The sequence below is a fragment of the Bifidobacterium scaligerum genome (assembly GCF_002802865.1).
Lineage (GTDB): Bacteria > Actinomycetota > Actinomycetes > Actinomycetales > Bifidobacteriaceae > Bifidobacterium > Bifidobacterium scaligerum.
In genome coordinates, this window is the sequence record NZ_PGLQ01000001.1 from 667,635 (window position 1) to 694,146 (window position 26,512).

Annotated in this window: 21 protein-coding genes and 1 pseudogene; 13 read left to right on the top strand and 9 right to left on the bottom strand. The window is 57.9% G+C overall.

What is annotated here, in order from left to right; translation table 11 throughout:
• Positions 1 to 68 precede the first annotated feature (68 nt).
• From CUU80_RS02935 to CUU80_RS02945, 3 genes are all read left to right on the top strand, one after another.
• Positions 69 to 1,004 carry a DMT family transporter gene (locus CUU80_RS02935; RefSeq protein ID WP_100495858.1) on the top strand — a complete coding sequence of 312 codons (936 nt, stop codon included), beginning with the start codon at positions 69 to 71 and terminating at the stop codon, positions 1,002 to 1,004.
• 135 nt (positions 1,005 to 1,139) lie between these two features.
• Positions 1,140 to 2,237 carry a hypothetical protein gene (locus tag CUU80_RS02940; protein WP_100495959.1) on the top strand — a complete coding sequence of 366 codons (1,098 nt, stop codon included), beginning with the start codon at positions 1,140 to 1,142 and terminating at the stop codon, positions 2,235 to 2,237.
• A gap of 141 nt (positions 2,238 to 2,378) precedes the next feature.
• Complete coding sequence (locus CUU80_RS02945; protein WP_100495859.1) at positions 2,379 to 2,918, top strand: peptidylprolyl isomerase; 540 nt, start codon at positions 2,379 to 2,381, stop codon at positions 2,916 to 2,918.
• Positions 2,919 to 3,049: 131 nt separating this feature from the next.
• Here CUU80_RS02945 and CUU80_RS02950 read toward each other — a convergent pair whose 3' ends face one another.
• From CUU80_RS02950 to CUU80_RS02960, 3 genes are all read right to left on the bottom strand, one after another.
• Positions 3,050 to 5,374, bottom strand: a complete 2,325-nt coding sequence (locus CUU80_RS02950) for a RelA/SpoT family protein (protein ID WP_100495860.1) — start codon at positions 5,372 to 5,374, stop codon at positions 3,050 to 3,052.
• A gap of 210 nt (positions 5,375 to 5,584) precedes the next feature.
• Positions 5,585 to 6,061, bottom strand: coding sequence for a dUTP diphosphatase (gene dut, locus CUU80_RS02955; protein WP_100495861.1), 477 nt, complete (start codon positions 6,059 to 6,061; stop codon positions 5,585 to 5,587).
• A complete protein-coding gene (locus CUU80_RS02960) occupies positions 6,061 to 6,354 on the bottom strand; it encodes a DUF4193 domain-containing protein (RefSeq protein ID WP_100495862.1) in 294 nt (97 codons plus the stop codon). Before CUU80_RS02960 ends, dut begins: the two co-directional genes overlap by 1 nt.
• Positions 6,355 to 6,821: 467 nt before the next feature.
• Here CUU80_RS02960 and CUU80_RS02965 point away from each other — a divergent pair, with 467 nt between their 5' ends.
• Positions 6,822 to 9,581 (top strand): CAP domain-containing protein, encoded by a 2,760-nt coding sequence (locus CUU80_RS02965; RefSeq protein ID WP_100495863.1) that lies wholly within the window; start codon positions 6,822 to 6,824, stop codon positions 9,579 to 9,581.
• A gap of 335 nt (positions 9,582 to 9,916) precedes the next feature.
• Positions 9,917 to 11,056, top strand: a complete 1,140-nt coding sequence (sepH, locus tag CUU80_RS02970; RefSeq protein WP_100495864.1) for a septation protein SepH — start codon at positions 9,917 to 9,919, stop codon at positions 11,054 to 11,056.
• 2 nt (positions 11,057 to 11,058) lie between these two features.
• On the opposite strand, the gene CUU80_RS02975 is transcribed toward sepH, so the two are convergent.
• Positions 11,059 to 12,351, bottom strand: a complete 1,293-nt coding sequence (locus CUU80_RS02975; protein WP_100495865.1) for an alkaline phosphatase family protein — start codon at positions 12,349 to 12,351, stop codon at positions 11,059 to 11,061.
• A 237-nt stretch (positions 12,352 to 12,588) separates the two neighbouring features.
• On the opposite strand from CUU80_RS02975, the gene CUU80_RS02980 reads away from it, so the two are divergent.
• The 6 genes from CUU80_RS02980 (at position 12,589) to CUU80_RS03005 (ending at position 19,482) form a co-directional block, all read left to right on the top strand.
• Complete coding sequence (locus CUU80_RS02980; RefSeq protein WP_100495866.1) at positions 12,589 to 15,300, top strand: DNA gyrase/topoisomerase IV subunit A; 2,712 nt, start codon at positions 12,589 to 12,591, stop codon at positions 15,298 to 15,300.
• 121 nt (positions 15,301 to 15,421) lie between these two features.
• The gene (locus CUU80_RS02985; RefSeq protein WP_100495867.1) at positions 15,422 to 16,048 is read left to right on the top strand and encodes a hypothetical protein; all 627 of its coding nucleotides are present in this window, start codon (positions 15,422 to 15,424) and stop codon (positions 16,046 to 16,048) included.
• The gene (locus CUU80_RS02990) at positions 16,035 to 16,346 is read left to right on the top strand and encodes a transcriptional regulator (protein ID WP_100495868.1); all 312 of its coding nucleotides are present in this window, start codon (positions 16,035 to 16,037) and stop codon (positions 16,344 to 16,346) included. Before CUU80_RS02985 ends, CUU80_RS02990 begins: the two co-directional genes overlap by 14 nt.
• A 122-nt stretch (positions 16,347 to 16,468) precedes the next feature.
• Entirely contained in the window at positions 16,469 to 17,737 is a 1,269-nt protein-coding gene (locus tag CUU80_RS10940) for an ATP-binding cassette domain-containing protein (protein ID WP_243388606.1), read from the top strand.
• Between the two features lie 19 nt (positions 17,738 to 17,756).
• On the top strand, positions 17,757 to 18,446 hold the full coding sequence (locus CUU80_RS03000) for a hypothetical protein (protein WP_100495869.1): 690 nt from the start codon (positions 17,757 to 17,759) through the stop codon (positions 18,444 to 18,446).
• Positions 18,447 to 18,564: 118 nt separating this feature from the next.
• Positions 18,565 to 19,482: a response regulator transcription factor gene (locus tag CUU80_RS03005; protein ID WP_100495870.1), complete on the top strand. Its 918-nt coding sequence runs from the start codon at positions 18,565 to 18,567 to the stop codon at positions 19,480 to 19,482.
• A gap of 93 nt (positions 19,483 to 19,575) precedes the next feature.
• Here the strand turns inward: CUU80_RS03005 and CUU80_RS03010 are convergent, their stop codons facing one another.
• The 3 genes from CUU80_RS03010 to CUU80_RS03020 all read right to left on the bottom strand — a co-directional run bounded on the left by CUU80_RS03010 (position 19,576) and on the right by CUU80_RS03020 (position 23,029).
• Complete coding sequence (locus tag CUU80_RS03010) at positions 19,576 to 20,703, bottom strand: zinc-dependent alcohol dehydrogenase (RefSeq protein WP_100495871.1); 1,128 nt, start codon at positions 20,701 to 20,703, stop codon at positions 19,576 to 19,578.
• A gap of 144 nt (positions 20,704 to 20,847) precedes the next feature.
• Positions 20,848 to 22,146 carry an ATP-binding protein gene (locus CUU80_RS03015; protein WP_165775799.1) on the bottom strand — a complete coding sequence of 433 codons (1,299 nt, stop codon included), beginning with the start codon at positions 22,144 to 22,146 and terminating at the stop codon, positions 20,848 to 20,850.
• A 268-nt stretch (positions 22,147 to 22,414) separates the two neighbouring features.
• Positions 22,415 to 23,029, bottom strand: coding sequence for a sugar O-acetyltransferase (locus CUU80_RS03020; protein ID WP_100495873.1), 615 nt, complete (start codon positions 23,027 to 23,029; stop codon positions 22,415 to 22,417).
• A gap of 278 nt (positions 23,030 to 23,307) precedes the next feature.
• On the opposite strand from CUU80_RS03020, the gene CUU80_RS03025 reads away from it, so the two are divergent.
• Together CUU80_RS03025 and CUU80_RS03030 are read left to right on the top strand one after the other, a co-directional pair.
• Positions 23,308 to 23,616: a hypothetical protein gene (locus CUU80_RS03025; RefSeq protein ID WP_165775759.1), complete on the top strand. Its 309-nt coding sequence runs from the start codon at positions 23,308 to 23,310 to the stop codon at positions 23,614 to 23,616.
• A 72-nt stretch (positions 23,617 to 23,688) separates the two neighbouring features.
• A pseudogene (locus CUU80_RS03030) lies at positions 23,689 to 23,883 on the top strand (IS3 family transposase); the annotation flags it as partial.
• A gap of 109 nt (positions 23,884 to 23,992) precedes the next feature.
• On the opposite strand, the gene CUU80_RS03035 reads toward CUU80_RS03030, so the two are convergent.
• Both CUU80_RS03035 and CUU80_RS03040 read right to left on the bottom strand, forming a co-directional pair.
• The gene (locus tag CUU80_RS03035) at positions 23,993 to 25,012 is read right to left on the bottom strand and encodes a lipocalin-like domain-containing protein (protein WP_100495874.1); all 1,020 of its coding nucleotides are present in this window, start codon (positions 25,010 to 25,012) and stop codon (positions 23,993 to 23,995) included.
• 48 nt (positions 25,013 to 25,060) lie between these two features.
• Positions 25,061 to 26,473, bottom strand: a complete 1,413-nt coding sequence (locus CUU80_RS03040; protein ID WP_165775800.1) for a DHA2 family efflux MFS transporter permease subunit — start codon at positions 26,471 to 26,473, stop codon at positions 25,061 to 25,063.
• Positions 26,474 to 26,512 lie beyond the last annotated feature (39 nt).

The window sequence follows — 26,512 nt, forward strand, 5'->3', positions numbered from 1 at the left end:
CTTCAATTTTGGCCGGCCGTACCCGTAATCTATGTGCGGAACGACAAGGAGCAAGGCCGGGGTGCATTATGGGTATGGTCGAACGTTTCAGTAAGCTGCGCAGCCGCTGGTCCCGTTCATTCCCCCCGAATCTGGCACGTCTTATGCTGCTCGCATGTGCTGCATTGTGGGGAGGGAGCTATCTTCTAGCAAAATTTGCCATGGAGGCGATTGCGCCCCAATGGCTGATGACCCTGCGCATGACCGGTGCCTGCCTATGCATGCTGGCATTGTTTCATAAGCACATCGTGCCGTATCTGACGCCGAAAATCATTATTCCGGCATTGGTGGTGGGACTCACCTACTGGGGCACGATGGTTACGCAAACCATCGGCCTGCAGACTATCGAACCGGGACGCAGCGCGTTCCTGACTGCCGCCTACTGTGTATTGACGCCGTTCGCCACGTGGATCGTCTCGAAAACACGACCTAAGATCATCAATCTGGTGGCGGGCGTGATCTGTTTGATCGGCGTGGGTTTCGTGTCGCTCAAACCCGGCGGGTCCTTGTCGTTGAGCATAGGCGACTGGCTGACCATCGCCACCGCAATCATCTTCTCATTCAATCTGACGTGCCTTGGCGTATATACCAAACGTTTTGATCCGATAGCCGTAACGTTTGTGCAGTTTGCCGTTGCGGGCGTGCTGTTTCTGGTCGGCGCGGTGTTCACCGAGCCGGCACCGAATGCCGGCTGGCTGGCCCCCTCGGTGATCGCCAGCGTACTGTACCTGTTCCTCGGCGCCACGATGAGTGCGCAGATCATGCAGAATATCGGCTTGGCCCATGTACCGGCCTCACAAGCCTCGATCATCATGTGCACGGAAAGTCTGTTTGCCGTGTCCTTCTCCGCCTTGTTCTGGGGCGAACGCATCATATGGAGTTCGTTGGTGGGCTTCGCACTGATTTTCGCAGCTGTGCTCATGTCGGTGATCAGACCGTCCAAGCATTCGTTGCATCGTAACTGAGCGACGGTTGCCGAGTGACCAGGCAACCGACCGTTACTGCCCGGTTGTGAAGATTTTGAAGGTCTCGTGTAAGCATTCCGTTATATTCATCGAGCCTTCAGGAACCTTGGAGCCCAACCGTATAGGTTCGTGGGTGTGAAGAAGTTTTTCCAAGGTCTTTCCCTTTCCTCGATCGTGGCAGGCACCCTTGCGGCTGTCACCTCGTTTCTGCTGGCAGCGCATATCGGCATTGCCGGTTCGGTAATCGGCGCGGCAGCCAGCTACATCATCTCCTCTGTGGCCACGAATATCTACAAGAACGTGATCACTGCCTCTACCGAGAAATTCCAGTCGGTTTCAAATGATGACGAGCATGACAGCAGTGACGATGAGGATGCGAGCCCGACGCCGACGGACCGGCCACGCGAGGAGCATGATTCCGTCAGCTCCGCCGATGCCGGTAACACTCACGAAGAAGGACGACAAGTCACTTCCTCATCAGATACAGCGGAATCCGACGACATTGACGCACGCGCCGCGTTGGCCGTCGAATCGTTGTCTGTACGGAAGCCTCGCGAAATAGTGTCCAATCGAACGCAGGGACACACGTATTCGGTCAACGAGCTCCGCAAGAAACGCAAGCCGCGCAACACGACGCGTACAGCCGTCATTGTGACCCTGGTGTCTGGCTTGCTCGCCGTTGCTCTAACCGCGGGCATCATTATGCTGGTCACCCGCGGCCAGGGCACGGATCACGTCGTACGCGACTGGAGTACTCCGACCGTCACCACGCCAACGCAAACGGATACCGACACGCAAACCGTTACGCCCAATTCCTCCAGCGACGATCTGAACCAGAGCGGCAACAGCGCGTCGCAGGATTCCACATCTGGCAACACCGGGAGCACCGGCTCGGACTCTTCGACATCATCCGACACCAATACTTCCAATGATTCAAGTACATCTACAGGCAACAGCGATTCCAGCGGTACGACGGACACGAACTCAGGCACCAACAGCGGCAGCACGTCAAACAAAACCGAAAGCTCCTCGGGCTCATCGGATTCGTCCTCTGACAGCAGCACGGACTCGGAAACCAACAGTTCCACCTCCGGCGGCACCGGCAGCACCGGCGGTTCAAACTCTTCCGGTTCGTCCAGTTCAACCGGCTCTTCCAATGGTTCGAGTTCAAGCTCCGGGACCTCGTCCAATACCGGTGAGGCAAGCGGCACTGGTGTTACGACCATTCATTAACGGATTAGCGATTTACCGTCATATCTTCTGCCGCATGCCGCGATAGTCAATGGATATCGATATCGTCCTGTGTCCGCTACGACACCGGTTGCCAATCCCGGCGGCCAGCTTTGACATGGGGCAATGAGAGACTGGGACACTATGAGCACTATTACTATGAACACCTCTGAAGGTAGCATCACCATCAACCTGTTCGACGACAAGGCTCCGAACACCGTCGCCAATTTCCTTGGCCTCGCCACCGGAGAGAAAGAGTGGGCGGATCCGTACACCGGCCAGCCTTCCCACGGCAAGTTCTACAACGGCCTGACCTTCCATCGCATCATCAAGGACTTCATGATTCAAGGCGGTTGCCCGCTCGGCACCGGCACCGGCGGTCCGGGCTATGAGTTCGATGATGAGATCGACCCGAGCCTGAAGTTTGATCGCCCGTACCTGCTGGCCATGGCCAATGCCGGTCTGCGTCGCGGGCGTGATGGTCAGATTCACGGCACCAATGGCTCCCAGTTCTTCATCACGACCGTGCCGACCCCGTGGCTGGATGGCCACCACACCATTTTCGGCGAGGTCGCGGATGATGCCTCCAAGAAGGTAGTGGACGCCTTGGAAGCGGTCGCCACCGATCCGATGGATCGTCCGCTTGAACCGGCTGTGATTCTGTCCATCGATGTGGCCGAGTAATCGAAGCTCGATAGAAGAACATATCCGGCCGTCAATCAAAGAAGGAGAGCCGCTTGACTGCATCTATGATTTGCAGTCAAGCGGCTCTCCTGTTGTTTTGTCTATTACCTCTTCTTGCAGAAAGGCAGAGCTTACTTCATCTTGCGCAGACGCGGCTCAGCGGATTCCTTGGCACCGGTGATGCGGTAAACGTCAAAGACTCCTTCGATTTTGCGAACGGCAGCCAGCAATGTATTGAGGTGCTGTGGATCAGCCATTTCGAAGCTGAACTGGCTGGTAGCCACACGATCGGAACCGGTGGCAATCGTACCGGAGATGATGTTCACTCCATGATCGGAAAGCACACGCGTCACGTCGGACAACAGATTGCGGCGATCCAACGCCTCGACCTGAATCTTGACCATGAACAGACCCTTGGTGCTGGTCCACTCGACCTCAACAACACGCTCGGGCTGTTTGCTTTTCAGCTCGATCATGTTCTGGCAGTCGGTGCGATGCACGGACACGCCCTGATTGCGGGTGATGAAGCCGATGATCTTGTCTCCCGGTACCGGCATGCAGCAGCGGGCGAGTTTGATCCACACATCTCCCACGCCTTTGACGGACACGCCAGTCGAGCTACTGGAGGTCTTACGTTCCACCGGTTTGAGCGGCAGAACCTCCTGCTCCACCTCTTCATCCACCTCGTCGGCACCGGCATCCTTGACCAGATGCGAAATGACGTTCTGCGTGGAAACCTGACCGTCGCCGATGGCGGCGAACACCGCATCCGCGTTCGGGAAATTCAGATCGTCGGCCACACCGACCAAAGCTTCGGGAGTGAGCAACGCATTGATGGGCAGATTCCGCTTGCGCATGGCGCGCGTCAGCTCGTCACGACCTTCCTCAATGGCTTCGGTACGACGCTCCTTAGAGAACCACTGGCGAATCTTATTACGAGCTTTCGGGCTTTTCACGAAGCTCAACCAGTCGCGCGAGGGACCGGCGGTGTCCGACTTCGAGGTCAGGATCTCCACTGTGTCGCCATTGTCGAGCATGGTATCCAACGGCACTAATCGACCATTGACACGCGCGCCCATCGTACGATGGCCGACTTCGGTGTGTACGGCATATGCGAAATCCACCGGTGTGGCTCTTGCCGGAAGAGACACGATCTTGCCTTTCGGCGTGAACACGTAGACTTCGGCGGACCCCAAATCCTCTTTCAACGAACCGAGGAATTCATTGGAATCCGGGGTTTCGCTGGTCCAGTCGGCCAGTTGCTGAATCCACTTGAGATTGTCAGCCTCGGAAAGCTCCTGATGACCGGCGTCACGCTTGCGATCAGCCTTGTCGGGAGAAGAGAGCGCACGTCCGGCCTGGCCATTCTCCTTATATTTCCAATGCGCAGCAATGCCGAACTCGGCACGACGATGCATGTCCCACGTACGAATTTGGATTTCGACCGGCTTACCGCCAGGTCCCACCACCGTAGTGTGCAACGACTGGTACATGTTGAGCTTGGGCATGGCGATGTAATCTTTGAATCGGCCCGGCACCGGATTCCATCGCGCATGGACGGCACCAAGTGCCGCATAGCAGTCCTGAATGGAATCGACGATGATGCGCACGCCCACCAAATCGTAGATGTTCGCGAAATCATGACCGCGCACGATCATCTTCTGGTAAATGGAAAAATAGTCCTTCGGACGTCCGGTCACATACGCGCTGATATGTTGCTCGTCGAGATCCTCATTGATTTCGGCCAGAATCTGCTTGAGATACACGTCACGTTGACCGGCACGACGTGCCACCAACACTACAATTTCATTGTAGATTTTCGGATATAGGACTTTGAAGCTCAGCTCTTCCAGCTCGGTTTTAATGGCATTCATACCAAGCCGGTTGGCCAATGGCGCATATACATCGAGGGTTTCACGCGCCTTCTTCTGCGCAGATGAGGTTTTCACATAACGCCAAGTACGAGCGTTGTGCACGCGATCAGCCAGCTTAACCACCAAAGTGCGCACGTCCCGGCTCATGGCCACGACCAGTTTACGGATGGTCTCCGCCTGAGCGGAATCCCCTACTTCCAGCTGACTGAGCTTAGTCACGCCATCGACCAGACCGGCCACCGTGTCCCCGAATTCGGCACGGCACTGCTCAAGCGTGTAATCGGTATCCTCCACCGTATCGTGCAACAAGCCAGCCGCCACTACTACCGGCCCCATACCCAAATCGGCAAGTATCTGAGAGACGGCCAGCGGATGAATGATGTACGGCTCACCTGATTTGCGACGTTGCGTGGAATGTTGAATCACTGCACGACGATAGGCGCGGTCAAGAATGGATAGATCCTCATCGGGGTGATGAACCTGACACACCTTCTTAATTGGCTCCAGTGGATTGAGCGGATCAGCACTGATCTCACAACCCAGCTTACGGGCGGCGTACTGCTCGCCATCAATCTCCGACATACCAGACACCTCCCTCGTCTTGCAAACATTGTAACCGCGATACGCAGTCACTTGAACTCATGCCCGCTTCTTTTCGAACACCGAGCTTATGTCCGACACTCGGCACAATTCATACACGACATACACGATTCCTGAACCGATAACCGACCGCAGATAGCCGATGGTCTGCACCATGCAAGCCATGGTGCAGACCATCGAGAATACAAACAGTCAGGATGCCACGCCGGTCGAGCCGAAGCCGCGTTCGGCACGGTCGGAGCCCGGCAGAATCTCAGCCGGCACGAATCGCGCCTCGACATACCGCTGAATCACAAGCTGAGCAATACGATCGCCCGGATGGAAAACAACAGTATGTTCGGGATCGAGATTAATCAGCGGTACCTTGATCTCGCCACGGTAGCCCGCATCGACGGTTCCCGGCGCGTTGAGCACAGTGACCCCCTGTTTAACCGCCAAACCGGAACGCGGATGAACCAACGCCACATAGCCCGCCGGCAGAGCGATGGCCACACCGGTAGGGACCAAGGCCCGTTCAAACGGTTTCAGCGTCACATCGACAGTGGTGATCAGGTCGGCACCGGCATCACCGGCATGCGCATAATGCAACTGCGCCGGGTGCTCCGGGTCCAAAGACTTGACCAGAACTTCAGTGGATTCGGGCTCGTTGTAGGTTTCGTCGAACGCCATCAGGCGGCGCACTCCTCACACACCGGCTGGCCATCCTCGTCTGTATAGGCGAGCTGGCTACGGTGCTTGACCAAGAAACACTGCGAGCAGACGAACTCGTCACCCTGCATCGGAATGACGGTCACCGAAGAGTCTTCGTTGCTCAGATCTGCACCCGGCAGCTCATAATCCTCGGCAATGGCGTTCTCATCGTCATCGATGTCGCTCGAGGAGTTCTGCGTGGACTTCCCCAGCGCCTGCAGCGATTCCTCGTCCTCGTCCTTGTTGCGGGGGGAATCATAATCCTGAGCCATTATGGTCCTTTCGTCGTATGCCCTCTACGGTCGGCGTCATTGCATTGCGCCGTACTCGCCCATAGGGTACACGATTCGAAAAAAAACGCATTACACCAGCATTGCTCCGTAAGTTCAAAAGACCTAAAATAGGCGGAATTTCAACGTTTTCTAGCGGTACGACGAATTGTATATCGGCGCGTCGCGTCGCGGTATGGAACCTGTGTCAGTGGCTCTTCGAATCATGCCCCTTTATATCTCGATCTGCAATGCACGCCATGGTCATCAAACCGCAATGCTACTCATCTTGATCTTTGCATTTCATATGATGGCTGACTGGCAGTGAGATTTACTGTCTATCTCTAATATTCATAAATACGCCTGTCGTCAATGAAGACGGTTCAACTCAGGGTAGCTCCCGTTTTCGGAAACGACATGCACGATTCCGGTATGAAACCGGCAATCGAGGGTTGAGGGAGGTTCATCTCATGTCATCGAAGAAGAAGACGATGGCCGTCACGGCGGCCGTGCTGGCAGGCGCCACGCTGCTCGCGCCGAACACGGCCATGGCGGCGGATACAGCCACGGACACGGGACAGGCCGCGGCGGACGCGGTCGCGAAGGCCAACGAGTCCGCCGCCCAAGCCAGACGGTCCGCGCTTGAGGCCGCGAACCAGGGCGTGACGGACGCGCAGGCGAACGCCACCCAGGCGGGCGTCCAGTTGGATCAGGCGCAGGCCAGCCTCCAGTCGGCGGAGGCGAATCGCGCCCAGGCGCAGGACACGCTCGACCAGGCGACGGCGGGCCAGCAGACGGCCCAGACGGCCCTCGACCAGGCGGCCGATGACGCGGCGAACGCGGCCGCCGGGATCAGCCAGGCGCAGCAGGACATGACCGCCGCCGCGGAGCGCATCGACAAGGCCACGCAGGTGCTTGAGGACGCGCAGCAGGCGCAGTCTCAGGCGCAGGCGGACCGTGACGCGGCGCAGGCGGCGAAGACCCAATCCGAACAGGCTGTGGCAGACGCGCAGGCGAAGACGGACGCGGCCGCCACGGCCAAGTCCCAGGCGCAGACGGACATCGACAGGGCGGATGCGGACGCACGGGACGCGCAAGCGGACATCGACAAGGCGGACAAGGCGGATCCGGACGCGGCGAAGACCGTGTGGGACCAGGCCCGGGCGGACGCGGACGTGAAGCAGTCGGCGGCGGACGCGGCGAAACAGGACGCGGACGCGGCCGCCCAGGCACTGTCCCAAGCCCAGGATGCGCAATCCGAGGCGCAGACGGCGAAAGAGCAGGCGGACGCGCTGGTGCAGCGTCTTCAGGACGCGCAGGACGCGGATCTGAGTGAACTGCGCGCCGCGTTGCAGGCCGCGAAGCAGGCCTCCCAGTCGGCGGACGCGGCGGTCCGCGCCGCCCAGTCGGCCAAGGATCAGGCCGACGCCGCGAAGACGGCCGGCCAGGCGGACGCGGCGGCGAAGGCCCGGACGGCGGCGGACGCGCAGGCGAAGGCGGACGCGGCGAAACAGGTCGCGAACACGGCCGCCAGCCAATTGGCGAAGGGTTCGCTCGGCTTCTTCGAGTCGAAGGGGGCGAGCGGGGCGGCGAAGACGCTGCAGGACGAGCTCAAGGACCCGGAGAACAGGGACTGGCTGACGCTCAACGGCTCGGGTTCGGCGACCACGTTGGACAACATGCTCGCCGCGTTGGACCTGCTGGATCAGGGCAACCGGATCCGGGCGAGCCTGGGTCTGCCGGAGTGGACGGTGGACGACGAGCAGACCGCTCTCGCCCAATTGGCGTCCGACTACAACCGGTACATGGTCAACGAGATGGGCACGATCGTGCACACGTACTATTCGGGAGGGCAGAACCTGTCCGCGGGCATGCCGAATCCGTGGGCGGGCTGGTACGACCAGGAGAAGGCCGTGTGGGACGCGGCCGTCGCCAGGGATCCGTCGCTCGAACAATACAAGTACAACGGCGGCCTATACTACGTGAACCCGACGCTCTACAATCAGGTCGGCCACTATCTGAACATCATCAACCCGAACATGACCGCGTCCGGTTTCGCGCACACGACCGGCGCGCACAAGGGCGACGGTACGGTCAACGCGCACAACTTCGCGTATTCGTCGGACACGGCCGTGTCCGTCGCCGAATACCGCCGGCAGATCAAGGATTACAGGTCGGGATTGGAGAACGCGCCCGCCGCCTACCAGGCCGCGTTGACGCAGGCGCGCCGGGCGGCGCAGGACGCGCGGACCGCGGCCGACGCGTTGGCGTCCCTCGAACAGACGGCCCAGCGCACGGCCGCCGCGTTGCAGACGGCCCGGCTGGACGCGGCCGCGAAGGCGGAATCATTGCGCCGAGCACAGCAGGCGTACGATGACGCGGTCGCCGCCCTGGACGGGAAGAACACCGCCCTGTCGGATGCGAAGGCGGACGCGGCCGCCAAGCAGACGGCGTTGGACGAGGCGAACACGGCCGTGGCGGACGCCCGACGGACGGCCCAGACCAAGTCGGACGCGTACGAGAGCGCACGATCGGCGGCGGAGTCGGCCCAGGCGAACGCCGGCCAGGCGAAGGCGGCGTACGATCAGGCTGTCGCGGACAAGGCCGGTCTTCAGGCCGCGCAGAACCGTCTGGCCGCCGCCCAATCGGCGAAGACCCAGGCCGAGTCCCGTCTCGCGCAGACGGAACAGGCACGACGCGAGGCGCAATCCGAACTGGATGCGGCCAGGACGGCGGACATGCAGGCGGATGTCACGCTCACGGCCAAGCAGACGGCGTTGGACGAGGCGGATACGGCCGTGGCGGACGCCGAGAACGCGTTGACGGCCGCGGAGTCGGATCTGGCGGACGCGCAGTCCCGTCTGGACTGGTATACGAACGCGCCGCAACGATTGCAGGACGCGGAGAACGCGTTGACGGCTGCGAACACGAGGCTTGCGGCCGCCCGCACCGCGTTGGATGAGGCGGACGCGGCGGTCACGGATGCGCAGGCCCGCTACGATTCGGCGTCTGCGGCGAAGATCCAGGCCGACGCGGCGTTGGCGGCGGCCAAACGCGTGCAGGCCGCCGAACAGGCCAGGAAGGATGCGCAGGATACGTTGACAAGGCGAACCGTGAGCTCGCCGCCAAGCAGGCGCAGGCCGAGCAGGCCCGGCGGGCGCTTGCCGTGGCCGGCGACGCGGTGGCCGACGGGCTGGCCTCGACGGGTTCGGATGCGATGCTTCCGTTGACGGTGATGGCGATCATGGCCGTGGCGGGCGCGGGTTGCGTGTTCGTCCGCTCGCGTCACGCACGCCATGTGGACGGCTGGGACAACACCATCGGCTGAACCATGAACTTGCAGGCATGAACCTGTAAGGAGAAGAGGACCGGCACGGGAATCATCGAGTCTTCGTTGACTCGCGATTCTATGCCGGTCCTCGGTTTGTTCACGGTCGGCCACGGGAAGCCCTGATATCCGAACGGCTTTTGGCGGCGCGATACACAATTTGCAATACTGGTAAAGTTCGACACGTGGGGCATACTGGGAAGAAGTAATGTCCGTGTAGCGGAAAGTGGTGTGCATATGCCTGGGGATCGGCTTGAAAAGGCCCGTTTCGAGCGCGTCAGCAAGGAGGGGGACCTCGTCTTCTCCTTTGGCGGCCATGAACTGGTCATCAGCGTGGACGACACGCTTGAACGAGCGATTCTCGAAGCCAAACAGGTGCGCAGCGAAACACAGGATATTAATCAGGTTCATCAGCAGTCCACACTGCCGATCTCCCAAATCCAAGCGTTGATTCGAGCCGGGGCCTCCCCCGCCAGAGTGGCCGAGAAATACCACATCAGCGAAACATTGGTTCGTCGTTTCTCGGCTGCGGTGGAAACCGAGAAACAATACGCGATCGAACAGTTCCTCACCGTGGCCGCGCCAAAAGACAGCAAAGTGCGCACTATCAGCGAACTGGTGGAACGCACGCTGGCCTCGGCAGGAATCGGCATGGAATCAGTAACATGGAAATCCACTCGTCGAGGTCTTGAACCCTGGCGCATCGTGGCTATCTTCACTTCGGCAGGTCGTGAAATCCATGCGGAGTGGACATGGAATATGCACGATAACGCCGTGATGAGTCTCAATAATGCCGCCCGCATGCTTCTAGGAGAACAGCATGCGGCTTCCGGCAGCGGTGCAGGCAAACCGTCATTGCCCGAATTACCCGGTGATTCTGTGCGTTCGGCGCGCATCGAACGCACAGTATCCGCATGGGCAATGCCTACGCCATCCGCTTCAGCTTCGCGGTCAGGTGATTCACCGGCGATTATATCCACCGGTTCGATGCCGCCAATCGATATCTCTTCCTCTGGATCAATTCCGCCTATTGGGACTACAACATCATCGGCAGCCAGCCTGACTTCATCGTACGGTTCTTCCGCCGTCGCGCCCGACCATGCAGGTGAAACTGCTGCCGCTGCCAACTCCTCCGGTGTCCCCTCAGCAGGATCGGAGAACACCGACCAAGCAGCGGGCGTCCCTGCTGTTGCTCCTTCTGACGCTATCTCTGATAAAACAGTACGCCAAGGTCCCAATGCACAATTGGTCGCCACAGAACAGGATCGGGTGCATGAGGATTCCAAACCAGCTCAGGATACGCCTGCCAAACCGGCCAGACGTAGGTCCGGACGATCGGCGGTTCCCAGCTGGGATGAGATCCTATTTGGCGACTGATTTCACGCCATATCAATCAAACAAGGAATATCCATCTCCAGCATGGTCTGTGAACCATGCACGCTGGGCAGATGCGTGGCCTTGTCGCTCTGCGTACGCGAGTCAACCAATGTAACGGCATCAGCGGCCTGCACTATCACATCACCCAGCATCGGTTTGACGCGGTCGGCCACCGGTCCGAAAAGCCCGTCGGCAATCGCCTGCTCCCGAGTCCTTACCAAGGCGATGTCACCAAGTCTGTGATGCCAACGCGCAGCGATGTCAGATGGATCAGTATCCTGCTCGGCATACAGCATCAATGATCGAGGCTCACCGCCCACCAGTCCCACACCTTGCTGCAATTGCGGCTCTTCGGCGATATCAATGCGCTGGCTCGGATCGGTCTGCACCATGCCATGATCGGCGACGATTACGATCAACGTCCCGGTTGGAGCACTGCGACGCAAAAGAGCAAGCTGCGCGTCGATATGCTCGAACGCGGCCACCCAATGCTCGGAATTCCAGCCATAATTATGCCCCACCTTATCGGCGTCACGAACATACAGGTACGTCAGCCCCGGTTCGCGCGCGGCCCGTGCGGCGGCGAGCACTCTGTCGCGCGGAGTCACGTTGGCTTGATAATCGGTACCACGCAAGGCGGCCTCGGTCAGCGGAGAGCCGGCAAACTTGGGTAGGCCCGAACTTGTGACGCGCACACCGCAAGCAGCCAAAGACTCGAATACGGTCCGTTCCCGTTGCAGTTCATGCGGGTCAATCATCGCAGGTACGGGAATATGAGGATTGGCCGGCTTCGGAGCGAGTGCATCCTTGAACTGAATGAGCTGAATAAGCGTATGGCGTTCCGGTTCGAGCTGTGTGTATCCGGCCATGGCGGTGAGTCCCGGGCAGGTACCAGTACCAAATGCGGCCATGGCCGCCACGGTCGTACTGGGCGCGCAAGTGGAAATAGGTCTTTGATTGACGCGGTCGTTCATCAGGGACCGCAGGTACGGAGCGTGCCCAAGACGCATGGCAAGATTCCAGTAGCCGAGTCCGTCCACCAGCACTATGATCGCGGATTTGACATCCGGAAAACCAAGAGCATCCTGACATGCTTTGGGATCGGCATGGACCTTGGTGGCGATTGGATGTCCGATTGCGCTTGACAGCGCCGGCAACACTGCCGACAGGTGCAATGCCCCTCCACGACCGCCATGCTTACCTGCAGAAGTCCCGTTTGCGCAAACGGCATCTCCATAGGCTGCAGTGGGGACCAAGCGCAGCAGTTCATCCATATCCGGCGTTTCGACAGTCATAGGCTTTATGGTAACCCCATCGCCCCCACAGCGAATGGTTCTCAATAAGAAACGTGTAGGGAAAACTCACAAAACAATCCATTTGCGCAGCATCACAATTCGCTATATTCCACTATTCCGGCCGTTTTTCCTGAGTAATTCGCCAGATAGAATCCTCGCGCCAAACTGATTGAGCATGATTCACGGCGGGGAGTGCAACGGCACTGCTAATATGGGGCAAGTTTGAAAGGGAGTTCCATGGCATCACACCGCAAACCGTCCGTGCAATCCTATGACCCGCGTACCGTCAAGGAGCATATCGTTGAGACGCCGCTCAATGAGGAAATGAGCAAGTCATTCCTTGAGTACGCGTATTCAGTGATTTATGCGCGCGCGTTGCCGGATGCGCGCGACGGCATGAAGCCGGTGCAGCGCCGTATCGTCTATCAGATGGGTCAGATGAATCTGAACCCCGATCGCCCGTATATGAAGTCCGCCCGTGTGGTGGGCGAAGTGATGGGTAAACTGCACCCGCACGGCGATTCCGCGATCTACGAGGCCATGGTGCGCTTGGCTCAGCCGTTCGCAATGCGCCTGCCGCTGGTGGATGGCCACGGTAATTTCGGCTCGCTTGACGACGGCCCGGCAGCCTCCCGTTACACCGAAGCTCGTCTTGCCCCGGCCGCGCTCGGCATGAACGCCGATATCGACGAGGACACGGTTGATTTCACACCGAACTACGACAACAAGCTCAAGGAACCGACCGTTCTTCCGGCGGCGATTCCGAACCTGCTGGTCAATGGTGGCTCGGGTATTGCAGTGGGCATGGCCACGAACCTCGCCACGCATAATCTTGGCGAGGTGGTGAATGCCGCCAAGTTTCTGATGGCTCATCCGGAGGCCACGCTTGAACAGCTGATGCGCTATGTACCGGGCCCGGATTGGCCGACCGGCGGCACGATTCTTGGCCGTGACGGTATCCGTGAAGCCTACGAGACCGGCCGTGGCACGCTGACTACGCGCGCCACCACGCATGTGGAGCATGTGACCGCCCGCAAGCAGGCGATCGTAGTGACCGAGCTGCCGTACATGGTGGGCCCGGAAAAGGTAATCGAGCGTATTTCCGACGGTGTAAAGAACCGCAAGCTGGAAGGCATTTCCGGTGCGTTCGATCTGTCCGACCGCCATAACGGTACCCGTTTGGTGATTGAGATCAAAACCGGTTTCGATCCTCATGCCGTATTGGTGCAGTTGTTCAAACACACGCCGTTGCAGGACAACTTCGCCATGAACAATGTGGCACTGGTGAACGGTCGTCCACATGCGATGGGCTTGAAGGAGATGCTGCAGGTCTGGATTGATCACCGTCGTGTGGTGATCCGCCGCCGGTCCGAATACCGCAAGAAGAAGGCTCAGGAGCGTCTGCACTTGGTCGAGGGCCTACTGTTGGCCATGCTGGACATCGATGAGGTGATTCAGGTGATCCGCACTTCAGATGATGCGGATGCCGCAAAGACCCGTTTGATGGCCGTGTTTGATTTGGATGATGTGCAGGCCCAGTACATCCTGGATTTGCGCTTGCGCCGTCTGACCAAGATGAACCGCATCGAGCTGGAAGCCGAACGCGATGATCTGAAGAAAAGCATCGAGGAGCTCACCCGTATTCTTGCTTCCGCTGAGGCATTGGATCAGGTGGTGACCGACGAGATGGATCAGGCCGTGGCCAAGTGGGGCTCCCCACGCCGCACGGTGCTGCTCGACGTTGATCCGGACGGCACGCTGACCCCGGTGGCCGCACATGGTTCCGGCACGTCCGAGCTCGCCAAATCCGCTCTGGAGGCGGCCAAGTCCGCCGCCACGATCTCCTCCGCCGCAGCCGATGTGGCCGCCGCCACCAAGGCCGCGAAGAAAAGCGGCGAGGAGAATGTTCTAGCCGGCGCATTGAAGATTGAGGATGAGCCGTGTGTGGTGATGATGAGCGCCACCGGCCTGATCGCCCGTACCACGCCGAGCGCATTGGATGTGTACCATGCACGTTCCGCGTCCGATAAGCGCCAGCCGAACGATCAGATCACCACAATTTTCCCGACCTCCACGCAGGCGACGTTTGCGCTGATCACCTCTGCAGGCCGTTTGGTATTGGCCCATGTGGTCGATTTGCCGGCACTGCCCGCTTCCGAAACGTTGACGTTGACCGGTGGCGTACAGGCCGACGAACTGATTGGCATGACCGAATCCACCGATCCGATTCCAGGAGAACACGTGGTCACCGCCATCGCCATGGAACAGCCGAAAAGCAACGATAATGGCGATGCCGATGCTGCAAAGTCCGCACCGCTCCCCTCACTGGCCATTGGCACACGCAACGGCGTAGTCAAGCGCTGGAACCGCGAGGCACCCACCACGATGGACTCCTGGCCTGTCATCGATCTGAAGGAAGGCGACGAAGTGGTGTTCGCTGCCACCGCCGAGGACGACGACCGTCTGGTGTTCATCTCTTCCGATTCCTCGTTGCTGACCTTTGAGGCGAAGAATGTGCGTCCACAGGGCCGCACCGCAGGCGGTATGGCCGGCATCAAGCTGGCTGCCGGCGCGCATGTGATGGCGTTCAACGTGGTGCCGGCCGGCAAGGTGGCATGGACGTACGAGGAAGGCGAAAACGGGTTGAGCTCGGCCTCCGGTGCCGTGGTGCTTACCGTGGCCGGCGACGAGGACGCTTTGCCCGGTACCGAAAACGGTGCCGCCAAGGTAACGCCGCTCGAAATGTATCCGACCAAGGGCCGCGCCACGGGCGGCGTACGCTCGCAACGCTTCTTAAAGGGTCAGAACACGCTGATTCTGGCATGGGTGGGCCTCTACCCGCTCAATGCGGCCACATCATCCGGAACCGCGGTGGAGCTGCCAAAGCCGGATATGCGTCGCGATGGCTCCGGCGTGGATCTCGCCGCCCCCATCGCCTTCATCGGCTGAGTGTCGGCACTCCCCCCAACACGCACAAACCTCTTTCCACTATGGAAAGTGATACTATTTTCCACAACGGAAAGAGGTTTGGCTATTCGGCTATACAGCAATCCGCGCGAAGGGGGCCGTCATGGCAAATACGCAGCAGAAGCAACAGACACAACAACTGTCTGAACACAAACCGGTCAACGGCCAGCAGCAGGCACTTGCTGCATTCGACGCCTTGCAGACGCTCGACGCCGATCGCGCGAAAATCGCAACCGGCTATGCAGCTCTCCGCACATCCAACATCGTGTGGATAGCCATCGTATTCGGACTGCTCACATTCACGTATTGGTTGATCCCTCAGGCATGGTTCAACCGGTTCAGCCTACCGTGGAATCCCATATGGCTTGTGGCTGCTCTGTTTGCGATAAGCTTGCTGCTTCTCGCTGCAGCCATCATGCTCAATAGCCGACGTCAAGGCATCGCTCCGCAATGGCTGGCACCGAAACCGGCGATACAGAGCCGCCGCTATACGATTGCGGTCGCCGTGCATTTCTTCGTTAATTTCATTCCACCGATTTTGGCGCTTGCCGTAGGATTCACCACCACCGCATGGTGGTCAGCCGTGGCAGTCACATTGGTTGGCGCGGTTATCAATGGCGCCATGGAAGCGTGGGAATGTGACGAAATCGTCCGCGCATTACAGCAGCGCACCGCTCCAGATCCATCCGCCTTTGACTCTTTAGCGGAGGCGCATCATGACATCGGATAATCCGCAGCCGATATTCAACGAAGTCATCCACGCTCCAATTCGATTGCGCATCTGCGGTCTGCTCGACACGTATGGCACCATGCGATTCGATGTGCTGCGCGATACGCTCGAAATCAGCGACGCCACGTGTTCCAAAAACCTCAAAACACTGGCCGAGCATGATTACATTCAGCTTGATAAGAAAGCCGGCGAAGGCGGTAAAGCCTACAAAGTCACCTGGGTCAAGCTCACTCGTGAGGGTAAGCAGGCGTTTCAATCCCATGTAGCCGCTCTGCGACAAATCGTCGCCGGGCAGTAGCAGTTCCTGACCTTCCTGAGCCAGCGCAAGCCATCCCCAAAACCGCTACCATGCGCATGGCCTGGCGCAAGCTTACCCAAAAACATCCACGCGCCACCCAGCACACTTAATCCGAGGCATCTATGCAAGCCATCTTCTACAAGGATTTCCAACAGCTCCGTCATAACACCGCGATGTTGGCCATCGCCATCACCGCCATTGCCATGCCAATGCTCTGCATCGCTGTGATTCCCATAATCGGCATGAATGGCAATACAGCGAACGCCCTGTACCAGTTCGCCATCATCACATTGGGCATATGCCTGGCACCTACGCTTTCCATCGATGCCATCCGCAGCGACCTCGCCAATGGCACCATTCTCACCGTGCGAGCCTGCAGCCGTCCGCTGCGCCAATATGTCATCGCGCAACTGGTGTGGGCGCTCATCCCCATCACCATTGCGAGCGCAATACTCACCGCATTCGCCTATGCCGTTGCTCCGACGCTGCGCTCGGCAATTCTTACTCCGCAAGGTATCGCAACAGCATGCGCGCCAACGCTCATCGCATTCGCGCTCTATCTCTGGTCCATTTGCATCAAAGGAAAGGCTTTACTCATGACCAGCTCCACCCTCGCACCTAACAACGACACTATCGGCACCGATCAAGTGCCGACCATCCGTATCACGGATATGACGTTCGGCTATAAACGCAGCAAACCAGTGCTGGAGCATATCAATCTCGACGTGCCGGTCGGCCAATCGCTGGGCATTCTGGGATACAACGGCGTGGGCAAAACCACCCTGTTCGGCATCATCACCGGCTTGCTGTGCCCGCAGCACGGTTCCGCGGCAATCAACAGCAATGTATTCCATTCGATGCGCGAAGTGTTTCAACTGAGCGATTCCGGCAACCTCTCTCCTACGATGACCATCCGCGAAAATCTCAAGTTCCGTTCGATGCTTTACGCCGCACACGAGAACCCGCATCCTCTCGACATGCAGCATCTCAACGAACTGCCGATGGTACAGGCGTTTGAATTGGGCGAGCATCTCGACAAGAAGGTCAAGGATCTTTCCAGCGGCCTGAGGAAACGCGCAGGCATCGTGGCTGGCATGCTGTTCAGCCCGAAGCTGATTCTGCTGGATGAGCCAACCAATGCCGTGGACCCGATCACCCGGCAGTTGCTGGTCGATTTGATGAAACAACTTAAGGCGAAGGGACGCACGATACTGACCATCACGCATGATTTGGAATACTGCTGGGAGGTTACCGACCGCATCATCATCCTCGATAACAAGCACCTCGTCAAAGATTGCGATATCAGCGATTTCCCAACCATCGACGCATTCAAACAGGCCGCCACACTTGGCCGCGAACGTAGCAATGTGAACTTTGGCATCAGTAAATAGTCATCAAAGGAGTCTTTTTATGAAAGCAATGCTTTGGAAAGATTGGATTCTTCTACGCAGGAACCCGTTATATTTGGCATTCGGCATCGGTCTTTGGCTGTTCATTCCGGTGATGCTCGCTATGCTCTCCGTGAGCGCTCCTGCGGACCCCACCACTATAGATGGATTATCCATGGTGCAGACGTTCGCACCATGGTATGGGTTCCTGGGCAGCGAATTGGCGATATGCACGCTGATGGCCAATCCCAATACGATGGATATGTCGGCTTCGGTGGAAGTTGACGGCACTCTGGAGTCTTGGCGTGCCTCCGGCCGTTCGATGCTGCAGTATTGCATAGCCAAAAGTCTGTTGCCCATTCTTATCGCCGAAGTCATGTCGATGAGCATTTTCGGTTATCTGGCGTGGGGCGGATTGGTTCACTGGAATAACAATGCAATCCTCGAAATCGTGTGCATTATTCTTACCCCAGCTGTGATTGCTTTCGCCGGCGAGCAGATCCTGCTTGCCTCGCATGCGGCCTCAGTTGGCTCATTCTCGGTAATCTCACTGGTTTCCTCCGCGCCAATGCTGGTATTCATAATCGTCATGCTGATGACGTCCGCCACTTGGGCACTGATCGCACTGGTTGCATTCGGCATCCTTGCCATCGCGCTCAGCATTATCTCCGCACACCGCCGTTACCCTACGACGTTGCGGCCCATTCTGTAATCACACTCCTGTGACCAGCCACATTGCGGCCTAGACTAGGCGAAGGGTTCTGGATAGTACCGACATCCGGAACCTCTGCCATACCTCGGCCTACACTGGGCGACATAGGAGGTGCCTTATGAAGTTACTGGTCGCCGCTTCGAATGAGCCACTCGCCCGCGCCATTCGCGGCACGTTGCTGGGCGCGCAGCATGAGGTCGACCAGACCGGCACCCGGGAAGCGACATTGCACGCGATTATCGCAGCACAGCAAGGACAGGTTGTAGCCAAGGATGAAGTCGATGCCAAAGCATCGGGCGACAATCAAACTCAGACTGCACAAACTGGCGCTCCGGCACAAACCACTGCCTTAACGCAGTCCCAAACCGCAAATGATGCCGATGCAGCACCCGTAATCCCTTATGATGCGATTGTGCTCGACGAGGATCTGGTCGAACCGCCGCACAATGTTTTTGTTGCGGAGTTGCGTAATACTGACCCCTCATTGAAGATTCTGTTGCTTGCCACCACCCCGTTGAGCCGCGCGACCGGCGAGGGTAATCGTTGGCGAGCACTGCCGCATGAATACGCGCCCATCGAGCCGAATCAATCAGCTGAACCAGCGGCATCATTCGAATCCAATGAGTCCGGCGAAACCAGCGAAACCAAAGCACAGGCAAACGCCAACCAACCGGATGCCGTACTGCGCAAGCCGTTCTCCGATACCGAGCTGCTGTCATATATCAGCGCGCTCGCCGCCGACTCTCCCACTATGATCATCCGCGGCAATCTCACGTTGGACACCACCCATCGCCGGGCCTACTATGCGTCTACACATAGTCCAATCACACTCTCCCGCTTGGAATACAGTCTGCTGGAGGCATTGGTCAAAGCCGATGGCAAGTTCGTGAACACCAAGGAACTTGTAGGCCTTGTGGGCGGTCCGTATTTCGAACAGCAAGGTCTGCTGCGTAACGCATTGTATACGTTGGATAAGAAGCTCACGCGCGCGGGTCTCATCATGACCCAGCGCGGCTCCAATTACCGCATTCGGTAGCGCTCGCAAACGACTATTCGTAACCGAAAAAAAGTTGCTTACGAACAACTTATTCGTAAGCAACTTATTTCATGAGGAAAACAGACTACCGCCTCACAGTTCGGGCACGACCTCAATCTTGAGGCCTTGCATGCTGAGCGCGTATTCCATCGCTTCGTTGATCTGGTCAAGCGGGAATACGTTGGTCACCAAGTCCATGACTGGCAGACCACGGTCCTTGGCTTCCTTGAGGAACTCCTGCGCCTCCAGCCAGTCGCCGGCCTGGTAGGTCCAGGAGCCGGTGAGCTTGATTTCCTTCTGGCACACGTCCAGATGCGGGTTGTAGGTGGCGTCACCGGTGTTGGTGAAGAAGCCGACCTCGCAGTAGGAGCCGCCACGGCGAATGTACTTGAACAGGGCTGCGGCCGCTGCGGGCGAACCGGTGCACTGGAAGCCCATTTCCGCACCGAGGCCTTCGGTCACTTCACGCACGGCGTCGGCCGCGGCATCCACGGAATCATAGTCGGAGAAGTTCACGGTGGCGGTGGCACCAAGCTTCTTGGCCATCTGAAGTCGGGCTTCCTTGGCGTCCACGGCTACGATGTTGCGGATGCCGTAGGTCTTGAGCAAGGCGACCAGCAGTAGACCGATCGGACCGCAGCCTTGGACCAGCACATGGGAGCCATGCTTGAAATCGTAGATCTTCTTGGCTTCCTCCACAGCGTGCACAATCACGGCGGCCGGTTCGATCAGAATGCGCAGGTCACGGTCCGGCATGTCGTTCACATTGAAGATCACCGCACCCGGATTGCACTTCATGTAGTCGGAATACCAGCCGTTGAAGAAGTGGTCCTCGCCAGGCATGAGTCCGTGGATTTCGCCGTTTTCACACAGGTGAATCATGTCGGCGCGGCGCTTGCAGATGGCGCAGTGACCGCATGGGCGCAGACCGGTGACGATCTTGTCGCCCACTTTGAGCGGCTTGCCGGAGTAATCCGTGGTGACGTTCTTGCCGAGCTTCACGACTTCGCCGGTGGCTTCGTGGCCGAGCACGATGGGAGCGAATCCGAACGGGTCGGCACGGTATTCGGATTGATCGGTGCCGCAGATGCCGCAGCCTTCAACGCGGACGAGTACCTCGTCATCGTTGATTTGCGGCAGTGGGAGCGTGCGCACGTCGATGTGCTTGGGCTCCGTCAATACAGCAACACGGCCTTCTGCGGGAATGGTTGGTTCGGACATTGTCATAACTCCTTTGTGATGAGGGAATGCCTTCACTTGGCTATATTAGTCCGATTGCCCCGCAGAACACCGCATCAACACTTGCGCAACACGTTTCTCGCTTTCTCGGTTCCTTTCCATATGCGCCTACTAAGATGCGGCACACTATCGATTCAGCGCCGAGACAGCATATACGGGAAGATAATCCACTTGTCCAACGGTTTTCACGTTTGATTCTGCGAGCACTATGCCTCGCTTCATACCGTAGTTCTCGGTGGCGAGCGCCTTATTCAAAGCGCTGTGCCGCGTGTAGGTCTTGCCTGATTTCACCTCAATCGGCATCACTGTGCCTCTCGGATGTTCGACAACGAAATCAAGCTCTCCGATCATGTTGTTCTTGAAATAATACAAGTCGAAGCCGTGCGCCTTCAGCTCCTGCGCCACCACGTTTTCATACAACGATCCGTAGTTGATATCGGTACGATCATTGATAAGGTCACGAACCACGTCCATGCCGCACATGCAGGTCAACAGACCTATGTCACTGAGAAACAGTTTGAATAGATTCGAACGTTCCGCCAGCATCAACGGGTAACGCGGTTCGTCTACGTTGTATACCGGTAACGCAACTCCTGCATCTACCAGCCAAAGGAACTCCTCCTGATAGCGCACATATCGCGCCCCAGATCCCACGCTCGTTACCTTGAATCGTTTGTTCTGTTGATTGAGCTCGCTGGGAATCAGATCATAGATTCTGCGAACGATCCGAGATTGTCTGATGCTTTCCGTGTATTGCGAGATATCTTCCCGATAGCGGGAGATGATGTTCTGTTGATATACGCGCAACGACTGCACGTTATGTTCATTTACGAAGTTCGCGACGGCTGCTGGCATCCCACCGACAATGAGATATTCATGAAATAGTGCAGTCAGTCGCCGATGCACAGCATCGTTGATTTCGCGTTTTTCTTCAATCGCCTCATGCACTTCTGCAAAAACATTGGACGGCACACCATTCGCCCAACAATATTCCTCGAAATCCAACGGATACATGGTAATCGAATCAAGATATCCCACCGGCACGGATCGAACACTCTTTAGTTCCACTCCCAGCAACGAACCAGACAGCACGAAGTCATAGTCATCAAACTGGTCCACCAAGAATTTGATCTTGGTCGCTACTTCCTTGCACTGCTGTATTTCATCGAGAAAGACTAGCGTCTCGCCTTTGACGAGCTCATCATCCGCATACGCCGAAATGGCAAGGAACAGGTCTCTGGCATTATGTGCAGCATTAACGGCGTCTCTCGCATCCTCATTGTCGATGAAATTCAGTTCGACGACATGCTGATAATTGGCCCTGCCGAATTCTCGGACAAGATGCGTTTTACCGACCTGCCGTGCACCGTCCACCAGCATGGCCCGCTTAGCGTGATGTTCTTTCCAGAACAACAATTGCGACATGGCTTTTCTTCTTAACATGACACCCGCCTCAATTTGAGTATGCACATTACAGAGTAGTTCTGATACCAGCTAAAGAACATTATAGAATGTGTTTGTGCTTATGAATTGCACATTATAGGCATAATCAACATCATGAATGTGCACATTATAGAAACAATTGATGCATTCATAATCAATCAATCACATTCCGGCATATGTCGTAACGGAGACTACAGATGAGCGTAAGAACGCAAAAAGACTGATATCACGCTCGCACCAACATGTCTGACTACATTCCTTCCGGAATGCGCTTATCGCGCCAATAATATTCCTGATCATGCTCGTTGATTTCACGCAGCACTCGGCACGGGCTGCCGATCGCCACCGAGTTGGCAGGAATGTCTTTGGTCACCAGACTGCACGCACCGATGACGGAATTGTCTCCGATGGTGACGCCCGGCAGCACGGTGACGTTCGCTCCGATCCACACGTTGCGCCCAATATGAATCGGCTCCGAGAACTGTGCCAGCTTTTCGCGCAGGTCAGGGCGAATCGGGTGGCCGGTGGTGACGAGCGTGACGTTCGGACCAATCATTGTATGGTCGCCGACGAAGATCTCGCCATCGTCCACGAGCGTCAGATTGAAGTTCACGTACACGAAACTGCCCAAATGGGTCGAGCAACCCCAGTTGGCGTGAAACGGCGGCTCAATCCAAGTACGCTCCCCCATCTCGGCGAAGTATTCATGCAACAGCTGATTTCTTTCCGGCGAGGTAGCTGGCAATTCATTGGTTTTACGCAGCATATCCCGCTGCTCCTGCTGAGCGGCATCCATCAGTTCACTGTTCCACAAATACACCTCGCGTGAGTGCAGCACATCCAAGACTTCCTGCGGCACGTTCATACGATTGCCCCCCCTGCTTCATTGCGATTATTGAGTCTATATCCGAATCCTCTATGGCTCGGATTTCTCTTCATGATAGCCGAGTGGCACACGCAACATCTTCAGACTGCGCCATCGGGTCAATTCGAACAAATATCCACATAGATATAGAACATATGTTCCATACCTATGGAAACGACTGACTGTACGGAAGTTGAGGTGGACGGCATGGCTTGGAGATTAATCACGTACGCATGCGGACATCAAGAATGCATCAATGTGGACGCCCATACGTAATCGTGGAGCAGCACGTACGCAAGGCGGAGCAATCACCATGCGCGGCATGCATCGGCAATGCCAGCCGGCAGGACAACAGAATGGATGGTTTCTGCGCATTATGGGGCAGCAAAACGCAATGCGGCCGAGCCGAACCGATTCGTCGGCGAGCGCTCAACCAAGTGGATGTTCTTGCCGCCCACACCCGCTTCGAGAACCGCGACGCCTTCGCCGAACTACACAAACAGGTGCTCCACCGCGACGCGGCCGACTGGCGGATCGAACACAAAAACGATGCCATCAGCATCCTCGCACAGGATATTGAACTGTAGAGTTATGAGAAGCATATCCCCGCCGACTACGTGGGCCTGACCAGTCTCAGCGTGAGCATCCTGCTCGGCGTCATCGGCAACGCCGTCACCGAGCAGGTGTTCGGCCATCTCAAGGACGAGTTCTACACCGGCCGCGAGTTCACTTCCTTCGAGGAATTCAAGGCCGGATTGGACGCATACATCGTCCACTGGAACACCAAACGAAGGCAGGAACGACTTGAGGGACACACCCCGGAGGAATTCCGGAGCATGTCCCTCACAGCCTGATCAGGTACCCTGAATAAACCACGTCCAACTTTCGGGGCGCAGTTCATTCTTCGGCGGGTTGGCGGAATTGGACCGATGCCGGTATTTTTCGGAAAATAGGCCGGTGTTGTTAGTTCCATCCTCCGACGAGTTCGAGGCAGCAGTGGCCCGTTACCGAGTGTCCTCGGTAGGTGCCGACCACTTGGCTTGCGCCTTCGTATTTGCGCCCTGAGGGGTTCGGCGAAGCGATTTCCTGTTCGTCCATGATGGATGTGACGGTGAGTCTCGCTTCCCATTCAGGGATGGAGATGGTCCATCCGGTTGGGTATTTCATGCCGGTCACAGGACTTTCCCACACGTTGAAGGAGTCGCCGACCATCGGATCCACGCCGGCGGAAGATTGGGTGCCGTCCTCATGCAGGACGCTGGCCCAACAATGTTCGCTGCCCGTGGCCAGTTCGGTTACACCCCATAGGCTGATCACGTCGGGATCGTTATCGAAGCAGAGGTTCATCCACAGCCATTTGCAGTTGTAGCCGTCCTTGAGGCTTCTGCCTTTGGGCATGCCGGCGAACTGACGGTCCATCCATACCATTCCCTCCACCTCGTGGCGCTGGCCGTCGAGAGTGATGACGCCTTTGGCAGCCATGTGCGGGAACGAGTATTGGTAGTTGGCCACTCCGGCGATCTGGAAGTAGCCGGTACCGAGACTGTAGAGTGGATATCCGGTGCCGTGCAGGTCGAGGTAGATGGATCCGTCCGGCATGGCCGATGCGATGCGCATGTTGTCGAGGTCGCCTTCGATGACGTCCTTGTCGGTGTGGATGTGCAGTCCCTGGCCTGCGACCTGTCCTTGCCTGACCTTGTAAAAGCGGTCTTCGTGACGGTAGATGCGTCCGGTCTCATCGGTGATGGACAGCACGCTGTTGATCATGCGCACCGGCAGGTATTTGGAGAACTGCAGGACGCTGACGTGGTACATGAAGTCAAGGGTGTGGCCGCCCGTCTCGAAATGACCGACCCAGAACCATGAGTTGCCGACTTTGTCGGTGCGTATGAATGTGTCTTGGATGGGATCCACCAGCGGTTCGGTGCCGTGGTGGAAGGTACGGATGTTGTGGGTCAGCGAGTTGTTCGTGGTGTTCATCATGTCTCGTTTCGTTTTGGTTCCGTGTCTGTTGATGCGTTGTCGGTTCGGTCACTGTCCGACGAGAGTCCGTTTCGTCGTGCCTCGGTGCGTTCGAGTCGCCAGAAGCGCTGTGACGAGGGCGGCCGCGAGGATGACCGCGATGGCGGCGAATGCCAGCGTCGAGCCGAGTATGGATTGCGCGTGTCCGGTGGCGGTGGGCGCGAGGGTGGTGGACAGCGCGGAGATGGATACGATGAGGGCTGTGCCCATCGAGGAGGCGATCTGTCCGACGGTGTTGGTCACGCTTTGCGCGTGCCCGATGTTTTCGTTGTCGAGTGCGTTGATGCCCCAGGTGTTCACCGGGGTCATGGCGAACATGAGTCCCGCGTAGAGCACGGTATAGGCGCATGCCGTGAGGATGACCGAGGCGTCCGCGCCGAGCAGAGCCATGAGCACGCCGCCGATGGTCATGACCGTCAGGCCGGGCAGGGCGACCTTGCGGATGCCGTATTTGTCGAACATGCGGCCTGAGACGATACCGCAGCATGCGCCGATGAGGGCGCCGGGAAGCATGGCGAGCCCGCTGGCGGTGGCGGATGCGCCGAGCACGGTCTGGATGAACATCGGCACCATGACGTTGCAACCCATGAGGGCCGCCTGCATGCATGCCACGATGATCACCGAATGCGCGTAGGTGCGGTTGGCGAGGATTCCGACGCGCAGCATCGGTTCCTTTGTCTTGAGCTGTCGGCGCACGAACACGGCCACGAGCAGCACGCCGACGACGATCAGCGAGACGGTGAGCATCATGTTGCTGGTGGACGTGAACGTGGACAGCCCGTACAACAGGCATGCCAGACCGACCGAGGAGAACAGCACGGAGACAAGGTCGAACGCACCCGGTTGGAAGCCGTCGAAGTTACGCAGGTAGACGGCGGCCAACGCGATGACGATCAGCGAGACTGCCGCCATGATGACGAACAGCGTGCGCCAGCCGAACGAGTCGATGATCACGCCGGAGACGGACGGGCCGAGCGCCGGGGCGAAACCGACGACGAGTCCTGTGATGCCCATTGCCGTACCGCGGCTTTCCTTGGGGAACACGAGCAGGATCACCGCGGTGACCATCGGCATGATCGCGCCGGTGCACAGGGCCTGCAGCACCCGGCCGACCATGAGCAGGGGGAAGGTCGACGCGAATGCGGCGACGAGACTGCCGGCCGCGAACAATGATATGCATCCAATGAACAGTCTGCGGGTGGAGAAGCGCCCCATGAGGAACGCTGCGAGCGGGATGACCATCGCCTCGACCAGAGAATAGCCGCTGGACAGCCACTGAACGGTGGTGGAATCCACCCCGAGGTCCTTCATGATGGACGGCAGCGCCGGCGTGACCACCGACATGTTGAGCACGGCCAGCAATGTGCCCATGAGCAGCACGATGACCATGATCCATTGTTTTCTGTTGATGCCAAGTTTCACAATAACACTCCGATAAACAATAGTCATTGATTATTCAAC